At 44.3% G+C, this 17,250-nt stretch carries 15 protein-coding genes; all 15 read right to left on the reverse strand.

Annotated elements, in window-relative coordinates:
* Positions 1-140 precede the first annotated feature (140 nt).
* Positions 141-926, reverse strand: a complete 786-nt coding sequence (locus NCCP2222_RS08320) for a cell division protein FtsQ/DivIB (RefSeq protein WP_248511416.1) — start codon at positions 924-926, stop codon at positions 141-143.
* A 12-nt stretch (positions 927-938) separates the two neighbouring features.
* Positions 939-2,033, reverse strand: coding sequence for a putative lipid II flippase FtsW (ftsW, locus tag NCCP2222_RS08325; protein ID WP_238084248.1), 1,095 nt, complete (start codon positions 2,031-2,033; stop codon positions 939-941).
* Positions 2,034-2,063: 30 nt separating this feature from the next.
* The gene (murD, locus tag NCCP2222_RS08330) at positions 2,064-3,413 is read right to left on the reverse strand and encodes a UDP-N-acetylmuramoyl-L-alanine--D-glutamate ligase (protein WP_248511418.1); all 1,350 of its coding nucleotides are present in this window, start codon (positions 3,411-3,413) and stop codon (positions 2,064-2,066) included.
* Positions 3,410-4,387, reverse strand: coding sequence for a phospho-N-acetylmuramoyl-pentapeptide-transferase (gene mraY, locus NCCP2222_RS08335; protein ID WP_248511421.1), 978 nt, complete (start codon positions 4,385-4,387; stop codon positions 3,410-3,412). The genes murD and mraY overlap by 4 nt, the downstream gene beginning before the upstream one ends.
* 159 nt (positions 4,388-4,546) lie before the next feature.
* A complete protein-coding gene (locus tag NCCP2222_RS08340) occupies positions 4,547-6,460 on the reverse strand; it encodes a penicillin-binding transpeptidase domain-containing protein (RefSeq protein WP_375709176.1) in 1,914 nt (637 codons plus the stop codon).
* A 57-nt stretch (positions 6,461-6,517) separates the two neighbouring features.
* Complete coding sequence (locus NCCP2222_RS08345; protein ID WP_248511423.1) at positions 6,518-8,701, reverse strand: penicillin-binding protein; 2,184 nt, start codon at positions 8,699-8,701, stop codon at positions 6,518-6,520.
* Between the two features lie 35 nt (positions 8,702-8,736).
* Positions 8,737-9,108 carry a cell division protein FtsL gene (gene ftsL, locus NCCP2222_RS08350; protein ID WP_248511424.1) on the reverse strand — a complete coding sequence of 124 codons (372 nt, stop codon included), beginning with the start codon at positions 9,106-9,108 and terminating at the stop codon, positions 8,737-8,739.
* 14 nt (positions 9,109-9,122) lie between these two features.
* Positions 9,123-10,055 (reverse strand): 16S rRNA (cytosine(1402)-N(4))-methyltransferase RsmH, encoded by a 933-nt coding sequence (gene rsmH, locus NCCP2222_RS08355; RefSeq protein ID WP_248511825.1) that lies wholly within the window; start codon positions 10,053-10,055, stop codon positions 9,123-9,125.
* Positions 10,056-10,107: 52 nt separating this feature from the next.
* Positions 10,108-10,539 (reverse strand): division/cell wall cluster transcriptional repressor MraZ, encoded by a 432-nt coding sequence (gene mraZ / locus NCCP2222_RS08360; RefSeq protein ID WP_238084259.1) that lies wholly within the window; start codon positions 10,537-10,539, stop codon positions 10,108-10,110.
* A 351-nt stretch (positions 10,540-10,890) separates the two neighbouring features.
* The gene (bshC, locus tag NCCP2222_RS08365) at positions 10,891-12,507 is read right to left on the reverse strand and encodes a bacillithiol biosynthesis cysteine-adding enzyme BshC (RefSeq protein WP_248511425.1); all 1,617 of its coding nucleotides are present in this window, start codon (positions 12,505-12,507) and stop codon (positions 10,891-10,893) included.
* A 96-nt stretch (positions 12,508-12,603) separates the two neighbouring features.
* Complete coding sequence (locus tag NCCP2222_RS08370; RefSeq protein WP_248511427.1) at positions 12,604-12,993, reverse strand: DUF3397 family protein; 390 nt, start codon at positions 12,991-12,993, stop codon at positions 12,604-12,606.
* On the reverse strand, positions 12,981-13,898 hold the full coding sequence (locus tag NCCP2222_RS08375) for a ketopantoate reductase family protein (RefSeq protein ID WP_248511429.1): 918 nt from the start codon (positions 13,896-13,898) through the stop codon (positions 12,981-12,983). Before NCCP2222_RS08375 ends, NCCP2222_RS08370 begins: the two co-directional genes overlap by 13 nt.
* A gap of 73 nt (positions 13,899-13,971) precedes the next feature.
* Complete coding sequence (locus tag NCCP2222_RS08380; protein ID WP_248511431.1) at positions 13,972-15,522, reverse strand: acyl-CoA carboxylase subunit beta; 1,551 nt, start codon at positions 15,520-15,522, stop codon at positions 13,972-13,974.
* 35 nt (positions 15,523-15,557) lie between these two features.
* Positions 15,558-15,773, reverse strand: coding sequence for a biotin/lipoyl-binding carrier protein (locus NCCP2222_RS08385; protein ID WP_248511433.1), 216 nt, complete (start codon positions 15,771-15,773; stop codon positions 15,558-15,560).
* A complete protein-coding gene (locus NCCP2222_RS08390; RefSeq protein WP_248511435.1) occupies positions 15,770-17,131 on the reverse strand; it encodes an acetyl-CoA carboxylase biotin carboxylase subunit in 1,362 nt (453 codons plus the stop codon). Before NCCP2222_RS08390 ends, NCCP2222_RS08385 begins: the two co-directional genes overlap by 4 nt.
* Positions 17,132-17,250: the final 119 nt, after the last annotated feature.

Genomic DNA, 17,250 nt, shown 5'->3' on the forward strand with positions numbered 1-17,250 from the left:
CCTCCTGCAAGAGGGACGGGTATTGATAAGCCTCCTCCTCATGCTGATTGCCCAACATCCGGTAAGAAAAAGCGAAAATGAATCCAAGAACAAGAAAGACTAACGGAAACAGGATGTGCTGTCCCCTTTTCCGGTTATCGTCATTCGCTTTCTTCTTCTTCATCCACCTCACCTTCCTTTCCAGTCCCATACGCTTCACTAAACGGAGTGAAAAAGGTGCCGACTTCCATATCGATTATACCTTTTTCATAGCCTGATAACTGCGCAGTAATTTCTGGATAATAATCCATCTTCTCCGCCAGCGATGGGATCTCCGCATGTACTTCATATCCATCGTCCATATAAATTACCAGACTGTCCGGATCAACCTCATCTCCTGCGTAGATGATTTCTGAAATTAACTGCGAGACATTCTTGTCCATTTTCAACATCTGTTTAATAATCCTTTGTGCCAGTTCAACATCATCCACGTTGGACAAAATAGGAACATCCGGTTTTACAGTCCCGCCATGAAAAGCCTTCCCATTTTCCAGCAAGATGCTGTACTGGCCTTTCTTCTCCAAATACGCGACCGTTTTCCATTCAGTGATTGAAATCTCAACATCATGGAACCACTTCCTTGAAACTTTTGCTTGTTTTACCCCTTCCAGCTTTTTTAGTGCACGCTCGGCCTCATCCATTTTAAAACCCCACAAAGAGCCATTTGTTACAATACCGCTTTCTTGTATATAGAAATTATCGTCCTGCAGCTTTGCGCCTTTCACATGGATATCGCCGATTTTACTTAGTGGCGATTGAAAATAAAGCAGAAATAGAAGGGCAATACAGAACACAGCCAATATGAAGACAAACTTTTTATTCGTTTTTCTGCGGCGTTTTTCACGCATAGATGGTATTCTTTCTTGAATATCTATGACTTTGTCCATATTGTCCCCTCCTTATCTACTTTGTTCCCGATAGAATGCAAAATGCAAAATGGTACCGACTGCCATCCAAGTTGTCAAAAGAGAGGATCCTCCATAACTGATGAAAGGCAATGTAACACCTGTGACCGGCAATAGCCCTGATACAACACCTGTGTTTAAAAAGGTTTGAAAAATAATCATTGAGGCCATCCCGGATGTGATGAGAAACGCATGAAACGTTTTTGTCCGTATTGCAATGCCGAATGCCGAAAACAGCAAGACTCCAAATAGGATTAATAACGTCGTTGCTCCGATGAACCCGGTCTCCTCCGCAATGATGGAGAAGATGAAGTCGTTCTGAGGTTCAGGCAAGTATAAATACTTTTGACGGCTATTCCCGAAGCCATGCCCAAACAACCCGCCAGGCGCGATTGCAAATAAGGATTGAATGCCCTGAAATCCTTTTCCTAACGGATCGCTCCACGGATCAATGTAAGATTTAATCCGATCCATCCGATAGGCGGCAGAAGCGATCAGGACGATAAACGCACCAACACCGCCGACGCCTAATAGCCCAAAAAACGTTAATGGATAGCCCGCGATGAACAAGATGACGAACGCACTTACAATCATGATGACGGCTGAGCCTAAATCAGGTTGCATCATAATCAGAGCGGCCGGCAGCAAAATGAGAACAAAGTGCTTGATCTCAAATGGATTTTTCCCGCTCGGCTTTCTCATGCTGCAAGCCAACTTGCCAATTAACGCCACCTTCACAAACTCCGCCGGTTGTATGCTAAAAGGTCCAAGAGCAATCCAGCTTTGTGATCCGTTCCGAACCGCCCCAATGCCAGGAATCAGCACTGCTGCTAGCAAAATAATCGCAATGTAGTAGAAATAGGTCCAAAATGTCGAGTTCGACAGCAGAGGACTTTTCATCATCAGGTAAGCAACCCCAAATGATATTGCCATGTAGATTCCTTGTTTTACAATGAACGGTGATGAATCGGCATAATGGATTTTTCCCCAGTAAGAACCTGCCGAATGGACAAAAATAAGCCCGATGAACGACAGCGCCACTGCCGAAATGACAAACGCTGCTTTCAGTTTCTGCTCCAGTGAACGCATCCTTCCGTTTTTAAAATAAGAAAAGCCGTTCTATAGCTTCATGACTGCTTCTATGAACGCATCCCCCCGCTGTTCGAAGTTTTTATATTGATCCCAGCTTGCGCAGGCGGGAGAAAGCAAAATCACGTCTCCGGGCTCAGATTGCCCGTACGCTTGCTGGATCGCATCATCCATCGTGCCAGCTGCAGTAATATTTGTGATACCACAGGAGGACGCAAACTCATTAAATCGCTCTGCCGTCTCGCCTACTGCAATGACGGATTTGACATGTGTCATATGAGGCCGTAATTCCTCAAAGCTATGGCCTCGGTCTAACCCACCCGCAATTAAGATCGTTGGCAGTTCAAATGAGGAGAGTGCGCTCTTTGTAGCCAATGTGTTGGTCGCCTTAGAATCGTTATAAAACTTGCGGCCTTTTATCTCTTTCACAAATTGCATACGATGGCGAACGCCTGTAAATGAACTCAAGACATCTTCTATAGTTTCCTTATCGCAATCCATCAAAATAGCCGCTGCAGTTGCTGCAAGTATGTTTTCAAGATTATGCCTTCCCGGCAGTTTGATCATGGCGCGCTCGGCATAAGGCTCGCCTTTCCAATAAATAAATTGTTCATCTGCAGAGATGCCACTTTCTGTACGCCCTGAAAGAGAAAATGGCACCAGCGTAGCATGGCTGTCTTTCATATGTTCCAACAGCTCGGGTTGATCGGCATTATAAATTAAATAATCCTCAGCAGTTTGATTCTTTGTGATATTCGCCTTCGCCTGGGCATAAGCCTCGGGCGAACCATGATAGTCCAAATGGGCATCATATAAATTCGTCCAAATGGAAATATGTGGCTTAAACATCTCTGTTCCAGCCAATTGAAAGGAGGAAACTTCCATAACAATTAACTGATCGGCATGTGCTTCCTGCGCTACAGAAGTAGCGACCGTTCCTATATTTCCAGCTATCAACGGCTTCTTCCCGCCAATATTTAAAATATGAAAAAGAAGTGTGGTAGTCGTCGTTTTACCATTCGAACCTGTCACAGCGATAACGGGTGCTTCGCTAATCCGATACGCTAGCTCCACTTCTGTCCAGACCGGAAGCCCCTTTTGAATCGCTTTTTCAATAACTGGATTGGAATATGGAATTCCCGGGTTTTTCACAATAAGATCAAAGCCGTACTCAAGGATGTCAGGCGGATGTCCTCCACAGATGACTTCAATTCCTTTTTCTTTCAAGAGGTGCGCTTCTTGATTCCCCTCTTCAGGAGATGCATCGTTGACTACAACCTCTGCGCCTGCTTTATGAAGCATATTGGCGGCAGCGAATCCACTTTTTGCAAGTCCAAGCACGAGAACTTTCATTCCTGAAAATTGATCGGGATTTTTCATGATAACACCTCCAACAGGACTGGCAATAAGGCCGAGAGTAAAGCAACTCCCCAAAATACAACGACAATTTTCCATTCCGACCAGCCGGACAATTCAAAATGGTGATGAATCGGGCTCATCTTGAATACCCGCTTGCCCGTCAATTTAAAGCTCGTAACTTGGATAATTACCGAGAGTGTTACGATGACATATACAAGTCCGATTAACAGCAAAAGCAACTCCTGCTTCACAAGGACGGACAACATTGCGAGTGCCCCCCCTAGTGCAAGCGAGCCCGTATCTCCCATGAATACTTTTGCAGGTTTCAAATTAAATAACAGGAAGCCAAGCATTGCTCCTGATACAACAAATGCAAACATTGCTATATCATTTTGTTCATAAAGTAATCCAAGAACACCGAAAGCTGCAAAAGCTATGGTAGACGTTCCAGCAACAAGACCATCCAAACCATCTGTTAAATTTACCGCATTTGAAAACCCAACGAGCCAAAAGACGAGAAATGCTACATAGAACACACCCATCTCAAGTTTGATGTCAGTATAAGGGATTTGCAATGTTGTATCGAAAGGTCCCATTTTTAAAAGGAAGAAAGCCGCGATGGCAATAATAATTTGACCAATCAATTTTTGTATTGACGTCAAGCCAAGATTCCGTTTCATCACGACGATAATGAAATCATCCAAAAATCCAATGATCCCGAAACCGGCTAGTACAAGCATCAAAACAATTGTCTGTGTAGTCAACACATCTTCATATATGTATGATAAAACGAACATTGAAATGATGATCGAAATCAAGAAAATAAGGCCGCCCATTGTCGGCGTACCCGCCTTCTTCTGATGAGCTTCCGGACCTTCTTCCCTGATACTCTGGCCAAATTTCAACTTTCGAAGTAATGGCAAGACAGCAATACCAATGATTGCTGTCAATACAAATGTAACGGCGATTGCCGATAAAGTAGTGACGAGTGTCATAGTAAGTTCTCCTTAATTGTTTTGAAACAAGATCTTCTATCATCTTAAAGTAAATATTGATATTGCGCTATAATTTTTTACCACTTATTCCTGGAAGTCCCCACTCTTTTTCCCATATAATTGATGAGGACTTCCTAGCAAAAGACAGATATTCTTAACTCATTCCGTATACAAATGGATGACATCATCCACTTGCATCAATGTGTCTGCAGCAGGCAGCTGATACTTCACTTTCTCTCCATCTCCATGCCACTCAATCCGGTACGTATGAAGCTGTCTTGCGATCATACTTTTCGTCATGCCTGTCAAATCAGGAACACGATGCGTAATCGGGTCACCCCACCGATATTCTTTCTCCAGCTGACCCTCTCTTTTTGTTATGCCAGCCAATGGTGCGATCTCCTCAATGATTCGTCCCACAATGGGAGCTGCAATGACACCGCCGAACTGAATCGAGTTTTGAGGACTGTCCACTGCAACATAAACGAGAAGCTCCGGATCATCCGCCGGGGCAAAACCAATAAAGGAAACGATATAATCTCCATCTTTATACGTACCGTCAACGACTTTCTGGGCAGTTCCTGTCTTACCGCCGACTCGCAAACCATCTGTAAAGGCGTTGCGGCCAGAACCGTTTGCGACAACGGACTCCAATGCGCCCCGCACTTGTGCAGATGTCTCCTCGCTGATGACTCTCCGCTTTAATTCGGGTTCAAAAGAACGGATCGTCTTTCCATTCTCGTCTTTTATCTCTTTTACGATATAGGGCTTATAAAGATTACCCCCATTAATGGCTGCTGAAACAGCTTGCACCTGCTGGATCGGTGTAACGGAAATTCCTTGGCCAAATGCAGTGGTCGCTTGTTCGACCGGACCGAATGCTTCTTTAGAAAATAGGATTCCCTTCGCTTCTCCAGCTATTCCTGAATCTGTTGATGCACCAAAACCAAAATCGCGAATATATTTATCCAATCTTTCACTTCCAAGACGTTGGCCGATTTCTATGAAACCCGGGTTACATGAATTTTCAACTACCTCTAAAAAGGACTGATGTCCATGACCGGAACGCTTCCAACATCGCAACTTCGCATTCGCTACCTTGGTATAGCCCGGATCATTAAAGTGATCATTATGTAGATCGATGACCTTCTCTTCCAATCCGGCGGCTAGAGTAACAATTTTAAATGTCGAGCCTGGTTCAAATGTCATCCAGACTGGCAGGTTACGATTGTAAATCGATTGATCGGCTTCTTGGTAATTGGCGGGATCAAAAGTCGGAAAAGAGGCCAACGATAAAATTTCACCTGTTTTTGGATTCATAACGATGCCGAGTGCTTGAGCGGCATCATACTTTTCCATCGCCTGCATTAATTCACGTTCCACGATTTGCTGCATTTCCAGATCTATGGTCAGTTCGACTGTAGCACCGTTTTTCCCTGTTTGGAACCCGTCATCTACATGAGGGAGCGGGATAGTCCTTGCATCCGTATACATCCGGATGACATCGCCTGTACCTTTAAGAAATTCATCATACGCAAATTCAATTCCCGCAAGACCATCTCCGTCATAGCCAGTAAATCCAATCAGACGGGCCAGTAAATCTTTATACGGATACGTACGGATAAAATCTACGCCTGTGTACAGCCCTTCTATTTGAAGTTTGGCAATTTCATCCGCTTGTTCCTTCGTAATGTTTTTCCCTTCAGGCGCCAATTTGTTCATATATCCCTTTTTAGACATTTTCTCAAGTAATTCTTCTTTGTCAGCTCCCAAAATCGGGGCCAGAAGAGCTGCACTCTTTTCAATATCTTTGTTTTGAGAAGGCATAAAATACAAGGTGGGGGCCAATTGATTTCCCACAATCATCTTTCCATTGCGGTCATTAATATTGCCCCTCACGGCACCAAAAGGTATTTCCCTGTCCCAATTCGCTTCCGCTCTTTCTTTCAACCATTCGTGCTTAATAATTTGTACATGAAACAGCTTTCCAACAACAAGCATCAATGCAATGAGAAAGAGGACGAATACAGCGCGGATTCTCTTTTTCGATTGAATGGTAATAGCTTTTCGCAGGACTCCACACCTTCCGTTTTTTATAACAACCTATGAATGTGTGGACGCTCCTATTCGTCAACCACCGATAATCTGTTCTTGTTCGTCTTCCGTTTCCTGCTGTTCATACTGCTCTTTTGGCGGTTGTAAAATGATAACCAATGGTTCATTGGCGTTCACAACCGTGCCGGGGGACAAACTTTGTTCCATGACGAATCCATCCCCATTCAACCGAATATCGAGTCCGGATTGTTGTTTAAAGGACAGAACCATTTTTTTAGACCAGCCAGTAAAATCAGGAAGTTCTGTTTTGCCAGCTGTTTTTAATAATACTAAGGAATCCTTCGTCAGCTTCGTCCCTTCGCTCGGATATTGCGAGACAATTTTCCCGCCTTCGCCGATGAGCACCGGACGGATTCCTTTTTCCGTCAACCCTTCAATGACTGCTCCCGACTCTTTCCCTGCATAATTATCCAGCTTGAAAGTCTCAGTCTTTTCCACATTTTCAGGAACGATATTCAAATACTTTAAACTGCTTTCCATAACCGAGTTAAACACTTTGGATACAGGGTCCGATCCGATTTCGCCCGGTTTTAATTGAGGCTGTTGGACGTAAACATAAGTGACGAGCTGCGGATCCTCGATCGGTGCCATCCCTAGGAATGAATACAAATAATTTCCATCACCTGACAAGTATTTACCTCGGGAATCAGGTATTTCTGCAGTTCCTGTCTTTCCGCCAATATCGTACCCGGGGATTGCGAACTTCCGTCCCGTCCCGACCTCTGACGTAACAGTGGACGCCAAAATATCCCGTACTTTTTTAGCCGTATCTTTTGAAATCGGACGTCCCTTTTCTTCCGACTTATGGTTTTGAACCGTGTCACCTGTATTCGGGTTAATGATTTTGTCAATGACATACGGTTTCATCATCACTCCGTCATTCGCTATTGCGGTTGCAGCTTGAATCATTTGTATCGGTGTCACAGTGGAGCCCTGTCCGTATGATGTCGTCAATCGTTCAGATGGATAGCTGTCCAAAATGTGTCCCGCCGCTTCGTGCGGCAGATCAATTCCGACCCTTTCTCCGAATCCAAACTTTTCTACGTACTCAATGAACTTTCGATCTCCTAAACGCTCCAGCAAGTAGGCCATCGACACGTTTGAAGAACGCTGGAATCCTTCCAAAAATGTTATACTTCCCCAGCCTCCACGTTTATGATCTCGTATAGTGCGATCATAAATCGTATATTGACCGGAGTTATATTTAGCAGCAGGATCCCATTTATTTTCTTCAATCGCTGCGGCAAGTGTAAACATTTTCATTGTGGAACCTGGTTCAACCGTCGTTTCCACTGCTTCATTCAACCAGTTTTCCGTCAACCCTTCTCTTGTACCTGGGTGGAAGGACGGCCGCTGGCTCATTGCATATATTTCACCTGTTTTTGGATTTGCCACAATGACAAGCATTTTTTTCGGAGAATACTCCTTCTCCACCCGCGACATGGCATCTTCAACAAAATTTTGGATCGTTTTATCAAGCGTCAAATGGATTTCATTTCCGTCTTGTGGCGAAGTAATGATTTTCTCACTTTTCGGAAGGATAAACCCCCATACGTCCGACTGGAAATCCACCTTCCCATCAGTGCCTGTCAATTGCTTATCGTACGTCTTTTCCAGACCCATCTTTCCTACTGTCTTATAAGAGCCATCTTTTTGCTCCTCACGCATTGCGAAACCGATCAGATAAGAAGCGAAATTCCCATTTGGATAAAGCCGCTTTTTCTCTTCCATGAAGTTAATTCCGGTAAGGCCTTCTCTCTTTAACGCTTTTTTTATTTTTTCCATCGTTTCATGATTGATGCCATTCCCGGCTTTCCCGAATTCGATTTGCCAAGGCACTTTTTCCTTGTTCGCTGCACTTTCCAGCTTTTGCAGAATCTCTTGTTTTGGCATTGCAATATATTGACTCAAGACCTCTGCCGTTTTGTCATAATCCACGACATGGTAGAGAGTCTTGGATCCGTTTGGAGTCGCTTTATCACTGATGACTGCAAACAGTCGGTAGCTGATGGTATCGGATGCAATCAGCTCACCATTGCGATCCACAATTTCTCCGCGCTGCGCTTTTAATACATTTTCTCTCGCATATTTTGAGGCGGCCATTGCGGCGAGCGGCCGCCCTTCAGCTTGTCCGGTAATTTGAATGGATAAAAATCGGACCATCAATAGAAAAAAGAGCCCCCCAAAAACTACAAACATCAGAAAGGCTCCCCATTGAAATCGAAATTTCTTCTTCATTGTCCAGACACTACCTTCACGTTCTTTTCGTTAAGGTCCAAGCCGAGCGCTTTCGCTTTCTCCCAAATGACTTCGTATGTAGATTTCTCACTTACTTGGAAGGACAACTCCGTATTCTGTTTTGTAGTTTCTTCAATTTGTTTGTTGATGAGCTGCACTTCCTTATTGGTATCATTGATTTGCGCTTGCGTGTGCAAAATCATTACAGAAAAAGCGATGACCACGGCGCCGAACACCATAAAGAGAAATTTTTCACCTTTGGAAAACAGTTTTCTTGAAGGACGCTGTGAAGGTTGTTGAATCGGCGATTTGGTCGTCTCAATTGCTGGACTGCTATATGTCTGCATCTTCTTTTGGGCTAATCCCATCAGTTATTCCCCCTTTACAATTTTTCTGCGATTCTCAGTTTCGCAGATCTCGAACGCTTATTTTCTTCTATTTCTGTTTCGCTTGGAAGGATCGGCTTCCTAGATACTAGTTTGAGTATCGGTTCCATTCCTTCCGGAATGACCGGCAAATTCGGCGGTAGTTCCGGTAAGGAGGAAGCTTCCTTGAATATCGTTTTGCATAAACGGTCCTCCAATGAGTGGAAGGTAATGACACAAATACGGCCGCCTTTTCTCAACAGCCCGATCGCATCGGAAATCGAATCTTCAGCTGCACCCAGCTCATCATTGACCGCAATACGAATCGCTTGGAATACCCGTTTGGCCGGATGTCCACCTGTTCTGCGTGCAGCGGCAGGTATGCCGGCTTTAATGAGATCAACTAGATCAGAAGTCGTTTGGATCGGCTGTTTACCTCGCGCTTCTTCAATTTTACGCGCAATATTCTTTGCGAATTTTTCTTCACCATATCGATAAAAAACCCGGACCAACTCTTCAAACGGCCATTTATTCACGACCTCATAGGCAGTTAAATCAGCTTCCATATCCATACGCATATCCAATTGCGCTTCATGGTTATAGCTGAACCCTCTCTCAGGCGTATCCAACTGTGGAGACGAGACGCCTAAATCGTACAACACTCCATCTACCTCAGTGACACCAATGCCCTCTAATTCCTGTTTAAGATATCGGAAGTTTGAACGGATAAATGTAACCCTATCCAAATAATCCTTCAGCGTAACCTTGGCCGCCTCAATTGCTGTCGTATCCTGATCAAAGCAGATCAGTCTGCCTTCAGGTGACAGCCTTTTTACAATTTCCAAACTGTGGCCGGCGCCGCCAAGTGTGCAGTCCACATAAATACCATCTTCTCTTATATGTAAGCCTTCGACGGCTTCATGAAGCAAAACTGTAACATGGTTAAAAATCGAAACCGCCCTCTTTCTGTGTGTGTTCAATAGCGCTTCCTACATTGGTACTTTAAAAATCAAAGTCGATAATGTTCTCCGCTATTTCATTAAATGACTGTTCAGATTCATCGTAATAGGAGTCCCAAAGTGATTTTGACCAAATCTCAATACGGCTCGAAACCCCGATGACCACACAGTCCTTTTCAATCTTTGAATAGTTGAGCAAGGATGATGGAATATTGACTCGGCCCTGCTTGTCTATCTCGACTTCAGTGGCACCTGAGAAGAAAAACCTTGCGAATGCACGCGCATCTTTTTTCGTTACGGGCAACGCTTTCAACTTTTCCTCCAGTCGCTTCCATTCATCCATAGGGTAACCGAAGAGACAATTATCCAATCCGCGGGTCAACACAAAACCGTCCGCCAAATGTTCCCTGAATTTAGAAGGGACAATCAGCCGGCCTTTTGTATCGACAGTATGTTGATATTCACCCATGAACATACTCTTCACCCCACTATATGAATTTAATGTACCACATCCCCCCACATTCCTCCACCTATATTCTTCTTTCCTAAGAAAATGTGTCAATAGTACTTGTTTCATTGAGATTTTTACATAAACCAACAATGCCAGGGAAGACAATTTTCATAAATGAACATAAAAAAACCTCCTGGCAGATACCAAGAGGTTAGTGTGCATATCAAAACATATGAACTTGTTGCACCTTATAGTAACTTATTTCTAGAAAAGCCGACTTCTGTTGCGGATTTGTTTTTGTCTTAAGCGATAGGTCCTCACACCATGATGTTGCGAACCTGTTGTAACATGTTCAACAACTCCTTATCCGTTTTCTTATAAATAAACGAGATAATGTTTCCCATCGAGTTCAAACGGCATGTTTAGAAGATCTTGTATTAAAGACGGCCCGTAATTGTTCATAAACATATACGGGGTGTACACTCTTTCCTGCAGCGATCCGCCAGGATACAACTCGCCTTCCAAGATGAGATAGTGGCGCAATGCCTGATCGTCTTTCAAAAGAATTGACTCTTGTGATTTCCTTCTGACAAAGTCCAACTGTTTTTTATGGAACGTTATGTTTTTCAGCAGGATTTGCTTCATGACTTCATCTTCTGTATCTAACGTCAAGGCCATTTCTTTGTATTGCCTTTCGAGCAATGCTTCCGTTTCATTTAAAACAGCGTCCAGCCGATCGTTTCGCAAAGAGGAAACATAGTCCTCATAAGCTGTCTGGAGTCGGCCGCCCACTACATCATCAAATGAAAGGGAGGTTTTTCTCATCGCTTTAGCAGCGTGCGGAGACACAAGCGTCATCGAAATTCTCGGCACAAAGAGCGGCATCCGGATCCCCATATGGTGGAATGCCTCTTTTAATAATGCCCAATAAGATAGTTCTCCTGGACCGCCGACAAACGATAGGACTGGAAAAATAAGATCTTGCATAATGGGTCTTGTCGCAACATTATTGCTTAGCAACTCCGGATTCTCTTTGGCAATGCCTAGCAGTTCCTCTTTTGTGAAACGGACACCCGTCTGGCGATTGACGAAATCACCCGATTCTCTCGTAAGAAGAATACGCCCTGTTTCATGAATATAAAAAAGATTGGCGGCATCCTTTTCAGCAAAAATGGGCTGGCCCAGTCCAGCTTCGGAAAACATCAATTCTTTCCGAACTATCAATTCTGCCAGTTGCTCGGACTCTTCGATGAGCCGGATAAAATAGTCGGATTCCAATTTCCGCAGCCCTTCAAAAGCCGAATCAATAAATAATAAGCCTTCTTCCTTAAACATTCCATTCATAAGCCGGACGAAGAAGGTGGTAAATGTTGATTCTGACTCAACTGCCGAAAGCACTTCCGCCAATAACGTCTTTGTATACTCAGCCTCTCCATACTTGGAGAAGATACTTTGAACATACTGTCTCATTAACTCTTTATCATATTCGGCATCTGAAGCCATCCATTTAAAAATAAACTTCTCCTCATACTGCTGTTTTACCGCCTGGCCACGACTATGTGTGTAGACATGATTAATTTCATTCAAATCATGATCTTCCCCGGCGATCCAAAATACAGGAACAACGGGGATTCCCAGTTTTTCTCTTTGCTTTTTCGCCAGCAAAATGACGGTTATTGCCTTATGGACCGAATAAAGTGGACCCGTCAATATTCCTGCCTGCTGGCCTCCCACTACAGCAACTGCATTGGATGCTAGTTCACGGAGATGGAGGTCCGCCTGTTCTGAGATACCAAACGGTCCCATAAAGGAACGCATTACCTCGGAAAGTTCCTTCCTTTTGAATGTCCTCTCTGCCAATTCATGCGCACGGTCTCGGAAAGACGCCTCATTCAGTTCGTAATCAAAAAATGTATGTATGAATTGCTGATCATGATAATACGCCTCGATTACTTTATTTGTAATCGGCAGTGATTGTGTTTCAAGTTCCATCATTCATGCCCCTTTTTTCTTCGTATGCACAGAGTATAACATTACAACCCGCTTGTTAAAAAACTTACGCACTGAAAGCCTTGAATTCAGGGCAAATCATTTTAAATGACTGATAATATTCAGTACTAACCCTACGATGAGAAGCAACGCATATGTAATGACAAGCAATAAGAAAAATAAACGCCAAATCTTTTTCAGCAAATGCATGATTTCAAACTCTTTCACTTTTAGCCTCTCGAGCACGGCATAGCAAATTGCGATGATGATTGCGATGACTACCACATAAATGCCTGCATGGGATCCGAAGATGGAATCCGAAACAATATAGACAGCCAGGAAGAGGAATGGCGTTGTAATATCGGCCGCCTGCCCAAACGATTTCCGTGAAGCTCTTCCCGTTTGCCGGACAAATAAAAGATAAAGCAATGTTACGATAAATGGAAATAAAATAAGAATGCCTATGACAATTGAAATTAATCCTCCCATGACCACTTGAGACCTCCCGCTCCGTCCATTGCTACTAATAGTTTCTCAAAAATCGACAACATTGGCAATGCACCACCGCGATCCTCGGCTTTTCTAATGAGCGCACCGACTATCGCATCGATCTCCATCGGGTTGCCTCGCATGCGATCCGTTAACATGGAAGATGTATTGGATGCAGTTCTCTGACAAATTTCTGCAGCCTGATCATACGGCAGATCCGTTTTCATTTCAGGAAACACTGCCATAATCTCATCGTATAATTGGTTAAACAATTCCTTGCTATGTCGATTGCGCTGCAATTCACCATTCTTCTGTAGCAGGATGGCTGTTAATGGATTAATCAAGCAATTGACGATGACTTTACGAAGCAGCAGTTTTTCCGCATTCGGATAAAATTCTACAGGAAACTCTTCAGATCGGAGCGTTTCAAACCAGCGGAAATCAGTTGCAATTCCTCGGCCCACAGCAATTTTGGTAAACCCAATACCATGATGGGCCACCATGTTATCACCTAGTCGTTCTGCCCCGTGTTCAACTGTCGCAAATGCCAAGCTTCTAGAAGTTGCGTCCAGGTTCATCGCCATTTCATAATGACTCAGCCCGTTTTGAATGAATAGCAGTGGATTAGGAAGATTCCTCAGTTTATTGACAACATCGGTAAGCCCACCCGTTTTTACCGCAATAATTATCAATGCATCTACCGGTATGTCGGTTTCATTGCGGATGGCCTTTACTTTTTGTCTAGAAACTTCTACGCCGTGCCTATACCGAACTAATCCTTCCTTTTCTAACCGTTCGGCCTGTTCTGCACGCCTGACAAGAAACGAAACGCGGTAGCCATTTTCAGCCAAGAAGGATCCGAACATCAGTCCGATTGATCCCGCCCCTGCAATTACAACCTCCATTTTGCCATCCTCCTTTACTCGAAAAGGCCCCCCTTGGCAAGCAGGCGGACCTTTTCTGTCGTTCATATTTTAATTATACAGGATATACAGGGTGTTTTTTAGGCGGTAACGGAATATTCTTAGTTGAATAATAGCGGAACCGTTCCGCGAGAACCATTCGTAAATCGGAGGGAGCAATAATTTCATCAATAATCATTTCAGAAGCCATCTTGTAAATGTCGATTTCAGCTTTATACTCCTTATGTTTCTCCTGAACAAACGCCATTCTCTCTTTCGGATCTTCAATAGCTTCGATCTTATTGGAATACACAGCATTGACAGCTGCTTCCGGTCCCATGACTGCGATTTGAGCAGTCGGCAGTGCTATGCAGACATCCGGCTCGAATGCAGGTCCCGCCATTGCATAAAGACCAGCTCCATATGCTTTTCGAACAATGACTGAAATTTTAGGGACAGTTGCTGAACTCATTGCCATAATCAGTTTAGCCCCATGACGAATAATTCCGTCACGTTCTACTTTCGTCCCGATCATGAATCCAGGGACGTCAGCAAGAAAGACAAGCGGTATCGAAAACGCATCACACAGATTGATGAATTTTGCGGCTTTATCCGCAGAATCGACAAAGAGGACGCCGCCTTTTACTTTCGGCTGGTTTGCAATAATTCCAACAGGCTGTCCTTCAATCCTGGCAAGCCCTGTAATGATTTCTGGCGCGAACCGTTTTTTAATATCAAAAAAACTGCCCTCGTCAATAATGGCATCAATCGCCTCGTACATATCAAACGGCGCATTCTGATTTTCCGGAATGATTTCTTCAAGCGTCCGTCCTGCTTTTGCTTCTACCTTTTCACGGATAGGCGGGTCCATTGTATAATTTGCAGGGAAGTAGGCCAAGTAGCGACGTGCTTCAGCAATCGCTTCTTGTTCATCAGCAGCCAAGACATCTCCACAGCCACTAACCGTACAATGCATTCTCGCGCCGCCCATTTCCTCAAGCGTCACTTTTTCCCCAATTACTTTTTCAGCCATTCGCGGAGAGCCCAAATACATCGACGCATTTTTGTCTACCATGATGACAATATCGCAAAACGCAGGGATGTAGGCGCCGCCAGCTGCCGAGGGTCCGAACAGAATACAAATTTGTGGAATGAACCCTGATAATCTGACTTGGTTATGGAATATACGGCCAGCACCGCGTCGATTTGGAAACATATCCAACTGGTCGGTGATTCTTGCCCCTGCTGAGTCGACCAAGTAAAGCATTGGTACCCGGTTCTTTTCAGCAATTTCTTGAATGCGAATAATCTTTTCGACTGTCCGGGAACCCCACGACCCGGCCTTTACAGTGGAATCATTCGCCATCACACATACAGTTTGCCCATTCACTTTCCCCATCGCAGTGACCACACCATCCGCCGGCAAATCGGCCGCTTCGCAATTGGCAAACCGGCCATCTTCCATATACTCACCATCATCGAATAATAATTCCAGCCGGTCTCTGACAAATAACTTATTCTGCTCTTTTTGCTTTTCGTGATATTTCAAATGGCCACCTTGAAATATCGTTTGCAATTTCTCTTGCAACTTCTCGTTATATGCTGGCCCCTCAGTTGTCTTCGTCATGAATCATTACCCCTTCCGTCAACCCTTTTCCTCGTTTATGCTTCCACAGTTGCCAGGACATCCTCTTCATTAACAAAATCCCCGACATTCACGTTAATGGAAACCACCTTGCCAGCAGACTCCGTTTCAACGGGAATCTCCATTTTCATTGATTCCAGAACAACTATGACCTGGCCAGCTTCTACTTCATCACCGACCGAAACATTCACTGTAAAAACCGTTCCTGCCATTGCCGCTTTCACTTCTGTCATTTTGCCAACTCCCCTTTATGCGTTTTCAGCCAATCAGCCAAAACTTTCGTATGATAATCCCCTTGTTTGAATTCCTTTGACTCGATAAACTCCTTAAATAGAGGCAAATTCGTTTTCAGCCCATCAATACCAACTTGTGAAAAAAACGTGATCGATTGCTCAATCGCTTTTTCTCGATTGTCTGCATGGATGATTACTTTAGCAATCATCGGGTCATAGAAAGGCGTCACTTGATCCCCTTCCTGATAACCGGCATCAATCCTCACCCCAACTGCACGACCCCAATCGAGCTTTTGCAGCGAGCCGGGAGATGGCATGAATGTGCGCGGATCTTCCGCATACAGCCGAAACTCCAGAGCATGGCCGGTCGTTTCTATATCGCGCTGCTCTGTTATAGGCAACGGATTTCCTTTTGCCACCTCAAGCTGCCACTCGACAAGATCCAGTCCAGTCACCTCTTCTGTGATCGGATGCTCTACTTGCAGGCGGGTGTTCATTTCTAGAAAATAAAAGCTGTCATCTTCTCCGACAATGAATTCAACTGTCCCTGCGTTTTTATAATGAACCGCTTTCGCCGCTTCCACAGCGGAAGCCAGCAGTCTCTCCCTGACATCTTCGGATAAGCAAGGAGAAGGTGATTCCTCAATGACTTTTTGATTCCGTCTCTGAACCGAACAGTTTCGTTCATAAAGATGGACGATATTGCCTTGGTTGTCACCGAAAATTTGAACTTCTATATGGCGCGCGTTTTCAATATATTTTTCAAGAAAAACGACATCATCACCGAAATAAGCTTTCGCACGATTTTTCACGGTTTGGAATTGTTGACTGAGCGCTTGCTCATTTTGACAGAGCACCATACCGATTCCTCCACCGCCGCTGCTCGCTTTTAGCATGACAGGGTAACCGATTTTATCCGCTTCTTGCTTCGCCTCATCGAGAGTCGCCACACCATCGTCTGTACCCGGTACAACTGGCACACCGGCAGCCTGCATCGTCTTGCGTGATTCGATCTTATCTCCCATCCGTTCGATCGTCTCTTCATCTGGACCAATGAAAACCAAGCCGGCTTCCCGGATTTTCCTTGCAAATTCTGCATTCTCGGATAAAAACCCGTAGCCAGGATGAACCGCTTTCGCACCGCTCGTTTTCGCTACGCCAATAATTTCATCGGCTTTTAAGTACGATTGTTGAACAGGCGGAGGACCTATCAGAAACGCCTCGTCTGCCTCTTTCACAAAGAGTGACTCCTTATCGGCTTCCGAGTAGACTGCAACTGTAGAAATGCCTAGCTTTTTGCATGTTTTTACGATTCTGAGTGCGATTTCCCCACGGTTCGCAATCAATATTTTATCCATCGTCATACCCCCATCCAGTGACTTGATCATCTCTCCCCTCTTTCAGTGTAAACTATCAATGTAACCGTTTTCAACTATTTGACTACTAAATTATTCTGCAAATTCAAAGTCCACTTGTT

Origin of the sequence: Sporosarcina sp. NCCP-2222, from assembly GCF_023168145.1 — a bacterium.
Lineage (GTDB): Bacteria > Bacillota > Bacilli > Bacillales_A > Planococcaceae > Sporosarcina.